This window comes from Streptomyces sp. NPDC126497 (assembly GCF_040302425.1).
Taxonomy (GTDB): Bacteria; Actinomycetota; Actinomycetes; order Streptomycetales; family Streptomycetaceae; genus Streptomyces.
The window spans coordinates 1-5,864 of the sequence record NZ_JBEORT010000178.1 but is presented as its reverse complement, the minus strand read 5'-3'; the positions used below and the strand labels follow the sequence as shown (position 1 = coordinate 5,864).

Sequence of the window (5,864 nt, the reverse complement as noted above, 5' to 3'; positions counted from 1 at the left end):
TTCAGTACGGCGTCCAGCGCCTCGGCGAACACCGGGAACCGGGCGTACAGCTCACGCCCCGCCCCCGCCCGCTGCGAACCCTGCCCCGGGAACAGCACCGCCGGCGACCGCTCCACCGCACGACCACGCGCCACCTCGACCGGCCGTTCCCCCTCGGCGCCCGCCAGGAGGACCGCCCGGTGCTCGAACACCGACCGCCCCGACGCCAGCGAGAAACCCACGTCCAGCGCGGAGGCGGTGTCGAGGGCCGACACGTTCGCGAGCTGGGCGTCCAGGGCGCCCTTCGTCTTGCCGGCGACCGGCCACGGCACGACCGTCGGGTGGGCCGTCGGTGCGGCGGGCTGCTCCGGCTCCTCCGGCTCGGGGGCCTGCTCGACGACGAGGTGCGCGTTGGTGCCGCTGATGCCGAAGGAGGACACGGCGGCGCGGCGCGGCCGACCGGTCTCCGGCCAGGGGGTGCGCTCGGTGAGGAGGCGGACGTTGCCCGCGGTCCAGTCCACGTGGGTGGACGGCGCGTCGATGTGGAGGGTCCTGGGCAGGACGCCGTGACGGATGGCCAGGACGGTCTTGATGACGCCGGCGACGCCGGCGGCGGCCTGGGAGTGGCCGATGTTCGACTTCACCGAGCCGAGCAGCAGCGGCCGGTCGGCGGGCCGGTCCTGGCCGTAGGTGGCGAGGAGGGCCTGGGCCTCGATGGGGTCGCCGAGGGGCGTGCCGGTGCCGTGGGCCTCGACGGCGTCCACGTCGGCGGGTGAGAGTCCGGCGCCGGCGAGGGCCTGCCGGATGACGCGCTGCTGGGAGGGGCCGTTGGGCGCGGTCAATCCGTTGGAGGCGCCGTCCTGGTTGACCGCGGAGCCGCGCACCACGGCCAGGACCTGGTGGCCGTTGCGGCGGGCGTCGGAGAGGCGCTCCAGGACCAGGACGCCGGCGCCCTCGGACCAGCCGGTGCCGTCGGCGGAGTCGGCGAAGGCCTTGCAGCGGCCGCTGGTGGAGATGCCGCCCTGGCGAGTGAAGCCGGAGAACCCCATGGGGGTGGACATGACGGTGACACCGCCCGCCAGGGCGAGGTCGCACTCGCCCTGGCGCAGGGACTGGACGGCCAGGTGGATGGCGACCAGGGAGGAGGAGCAGGCGGTGTCCACGGTGACCGCCGGCCCGGCGAGGTCGAAGGCGTAGGCGACGCGGCCGGAGACGACGCTGGCGGTGAGGCCGGTGGTGGCGTGACCTTCCGCGTCCTCGCGGGAGTTCATCACGACGCCGACGTAGTCGACGCCGGCGGTGCCGACGAACACACCGGTGCGGGAGCCGCGCAGGGACACCGGGTCGAGGCCGGCGCGTTCCACCGCTTCCCAGGTGGTCTCCAGCAGGAGCCGCTGCTGCGGGTCCATGGCGACGGCCTCGCGGGGCGAGATGCCGAAGAAACCGGCGTCGAAGGCGGCGGCGTCGACGAAGCCGCCCTCGGCGGCGGCGCTGCTGCCCGCTCCCTCGCCGCCGAGGGCGTCGAGGTCCCAGCCCCGGTCGGTGGGGAACGGGGTGATGCCGTCACGGCCCTCGTCCAGCAGCCGCCAGAAGTCCTCCGGGGAGGCGACCTCACCGGGCAGTCGGCAGGCCATGCCCACGATGGCGATCGGTTCGTGCCGGCTCGCCTCGGCCTCCTCCAGCCGTCGACGGGTCTTGTGCAGGTCGGCCGTGACCCACTTGAGGTAGTCGACGAGCTTTTTGTCATCGGGCATGCCGGGAAAACCTTCCTGTGGTGAATCGGCTCGTCTCAGTGGTCGCCCATGCGGCCGAGTTCGTTGTCGATGAAGGCGAGCACCTCGTCGGCGCTGGCCGATTCGAGGGCGTCGTCGACGGGGGTGCCGGTCGCCTCCGGTGTTCCGCCGCGCACCTTGTCCAGCATCTGGCCGAGCCGGAGGGCGAGTCCCGCGCGGGTGATCCCGTCGTGCTCGCCGGCCGCGAGGAGCGCTTCCAGGCGGTCGAGTTCGGCGAGCAGCGAGGGTCCCTGCGGGCCCTCGTCGCCGGGGGCCAGTTCGGAGACGAAGTGTTCGGCGAGCGCCGTGGGCGTCGGGTAGTCGAAGACCAGGGTGGCGGGAAGGCGCAGCCCGGTCGCCGTGGAGAGGTGGTTACGCAGTTCCAGGGCGGTCAGCGAGTCGAAGCCGAGCTCCCGGAACTCCTGGGTCACGTCGACGGCCTTCGGTGTGGCGTGGCCGAGCACCCGGGCGGACTGTTCGCGGACCAGGTCGGTGACGTACCGGACGCGTTCGTCGGCGCGGAGTTCGCCGAGCCTGGCGGCGAGGGCGGCGGCCGCTCCGGCCGCGTCGGTGGCGGCGGCGGTGCGGCGGCTGCTCCTGACCATGCCGCGGAAGAGCGGCGGCAGGTCCTCGGGGGCGGCGCCGCGCACGGCGCCGGGGGCGAGACCGACCAGGACCAGGAACGACTCGTCGGAACCGCGTGCGATGTCGAAGAGGCCGAAGCCCTGGTCGACGGAGAGCGGCGGCAGGCCGCCGGACTGCATGCGGCGCAGATCGGTGTCGGACAGGGTGCTGGTCATGCCGCCGTCGTGGGACCAGGGGCCCCAGGCGAGCGAGGTGCCGGCCAGGCCCAGGGAGCGGCGGTGCGCGGTCAGGGCGTCGAGGAAGGAGTTGGCCGCGGCGTAGTTGCCCTGGCCGGGGCTGCCCATGACACCGGCGATGGACGAGAACGGCAGGAACGCCGCCAGGTCCAGGTCGCGGGTGAGTTCGTGCAGGTGCCAGGCGGCGTCGACCTTGGGCCGCAGGACGGCGGCGAGCCGCTCCGGGGTGAGCGAGGCGACGACGCCGTCGTCGAGGACACCGGCCGTGTGGACGACCGCGGTCAGCGGGTGGGCGTCGGGGATCGCGGCGAGGAGCGCGGCGGTGGCGTCGCGGTCGGCGGTGTCGCAGGCGGCGACGGTCACCTCGGCGCCCATCTCCCGTAGCTCGGTGGCGAGTTCGGCGGCGCCCGGCGCGTCCGGGCCGCGCCGGCCGGCCAGCAGCAGGTGCCGCATCCCGCCGGCCGCGAGACGGCGGGCGAGGTGTCCGCCGAGCGCGCCGGTGCCGCCGGTGATGAGGACGGTGCCCTCGGGGTTCCAGCGCGGCGGCATCCTCAGCACGATCTTGCCCACGTGCCTGGCCTGGCTCATGTACCGGAACGCCTCACGCGCCCGCCGCACGTCCCACACCTTCAGCGGGAGGGGCCGCAGGGCTCCCTCGGCGAACAGGTCGAGGAGTTCGGCGAGGAGTTCGCGGTTGCGCGCGGGTCCGGCCTCGCCGAGGTCGAAGGCACGGTAGGTCACCCGGTCGACCGACCGAGGATCACGGACGTCGGTCTTGCCCATCTCCAGGAACCGGCCGCCGTCCGCCGTCAGCCGCAGCGACGCGTCCACGAACTCACCCGCCAGCGCGTTCAGCACCACGTCCACGCCCCGGCCACCGGTCACCGTCCGGAACTTCTCCTCGAAGCCCAGATCACGCGAGGACGCGATGTGATCGTCGTCCAGCCCCAGACCCCGCAGCGTCTCCCACTTGCCCTCACTCGCGGTCGCGAACACCTCCGCGCCCAGATGCCGGGCCAGCTGCACCGCCGCCATGCCCACACCACCCGCACCGGCATGCACCAGCACCGACTCCCCCGCCCGCAGACCCGCCAGATCACGGAAGGCGTACAGGGCCGTCAGGAACACCAGCGGCACGGAGGCCGCCTCCTGCTGGGTCCAGGTGTCGGGGACGCGGGCCAGGTAGTGCTCGTCGGCGACGACGACCGGTCCGAATCCGCCGGGCACGGTGCCGAACACCCGGTCGCCGGGCCGCAGTCCGGTGACGGCGGCGCCGACGGCCGTGACCACACCGGCGGCCTCGGTGCCCATCGGGCCGGACTCGCCGGGGTACATGCCGAGCGCGTTGAGCACGTCGCGGAAGTTCAGGCCGGCCGCGTCGACGTCGATCCTCACCTCGTGGTCGCCGAGCGGCCGCAGCACCTCCGGGCACGGGGTGAGGACGAGGTTGTCCAGGGTGCCCTTGCCGGTGGTGTCGAGCCGCCACGGCACGCCGACGGGCGGGAGCAGTCCGGCGCCGGTGGCGAGGCGGTCCAGCCGGCCGACGCGGGCGGTGCCCTCGCGCACGGCGAACTGGGCGTCGCCGGTGGCGAGCAGGGCCGGCAGGTCCGGCAGCAGTGCCTGGAGGTCGCCCGGTTCGTCGAGGTCGACGAGGACGAACCGGTCGGGGTTCTCGGACTGGGCCGAGCGCACCAGACCCCAGGCGGCGCCCGCGGCGAGGTCCCGTACGGTCTCGCCGTCGGCGGCGGCCACCGCGCCGCGGGTGACGAAGACCAGGCGGGTGCGGTCGAACCGGTCGTGGTCGAGCCACTGGCGGACGAGGTCCAGGGTGTGGGCGGTGAGGGCGTGGACGGCGCCGGGGACGTCCGTGCCGGGGGCGGCGTGCTCCCCTTCGAGCGGGACGAGCACGTAGTCGGGGGCGTCGGCCGGGTCGGTGAGGGCGGCGAGGGACGGCAGTGCGGTGCCGGCGCCGAAGACGTCGGCCCCCAGGGTGACGGCCCGCAGGCCCTCGGTGGGCTTGACCTCGGGGACGGTGACCCAGTCGAGGCGGAACACCGGTTCCTGGCCGCCGGTGGCCGCCGGGGCGCGCGGCACGCTCGGGGCGCGCAGCACCAGCGCCTCGGCGGACAGCACGGGCGCGCCCTCGGCGTCGACCGCCGTGAGCGTGACCGACTCGTCGCCGAGCCTGGCGATGCGGACCCGCAGGGTGGTGGCGCCGCCCGCGTGCAGCGAGACGTCGCTCCAGATGTACGGCAGCAGCGGGTTGTCCTCGCTGCCGACGCCGAGGTAGCCGTTGGCGTGCTGGACCGCGTCGAGCAGGGCCGGGTGGATGCCGAAGTACCGGGCGTCCCCCGCGATCTCCTCGGGCAGGGCGACCTCGACGAAGGCCTCCTGTCCGCGGATCCACACCTTGCGCATCCCCTGGAAGCAGGGGCCGTACTCGGTGCGCTCGTAGGTGCCGTCGATCGGCACCGGCCGGGCGTCCGCCGGCGGCCAGACGGGGACGTCGAACGGGGCGGTGTGCTCCGCGACGGCGAGGGTTCCGGTGGCGTGCCGGGTCCAGGGGCCGTCGGTGCCGTCGGACGGGCGGGAGTAGAACGCGATGGTGCGGGTCCCCTCTTCGTCCGGGGCGCCGAGGACGATCTGGAGGGCGGTGGGCACCTTTTCGTCGAGCACCATCGGGGTGGACAGGACGAGTTCCTGGACCCGGCCGCAGCCGACCTGGTCGGCGGCGCGGACGGCCATCTCCAGGTAGCCGGTGCCGGGCAGGACGACCGTGCCGCCGACCTTGTGGTCGAGCAGCCAGGGGTGGACCTGCAGGGAGATCTGGCTGGTGAACAGCGCGCCCTCGGAGTCGGCCAGCGGTACGGCGGCGCCGAGCAGCGGGTGGTCCGCGGAGACCAGGCCGGCGGAGCTGACGTCGCCGGTCAGGGCGGCCGGGCGGGGCCAGAACCGCTCCCGCTGGAAGGGGTAGGTCGGCAGTTCGGTGCGGCGGGCGCCGGTCCCCTCGAAGAAGGCGGCCCAGTCGACGCGGACGCCGGCGGTGTGGAGCCGGGCGAGTCCGGTGAGCAGCGCGGTCTCCTCGTCGCGGTCCGCGCGCAGCGCGGGAACGGCCACGGCGTCCTGGTCGGCGTCCAGGCAGCGCTGGGTGAGTGCGGTGAGGACACCGCCGGGTCCGGCCTCCAGGAACGCGCTCACTCCGGCGTCGGCCAGGGCGCGCACGCCGTCGGCGTAGCGGACGGTGCCGCGGACGTGGCGCACCCAGTAGTCGGCCGAGCACAGCAGGCCGGGG

The 5,864-nt window shown here is 74.6% G+C and carries 2 protein-coding genes; both read right to left on the bottom strand.

The features are described 5' to 3' along the window. On the bottom strand, window positions 1-1,733 hold a 1,733-nt coding region (locus ABTY20_RS34625; protein WP_352001120.1), incomplete at its 3' end, for a type I polyketide synthase. A gap of 35 nt (window positions 1,734-1,768) precedes the next feature. Further along, a partial coding sequence (locus ABTY20_RS34620) for an SDR family NAD(P)-dependent oxidoreductase (RefSeq protein ID WP_352001119.1) occupies window positions 1,769-5,864 on the bottom strand: 4,096 nt, incomplete at its 5' end.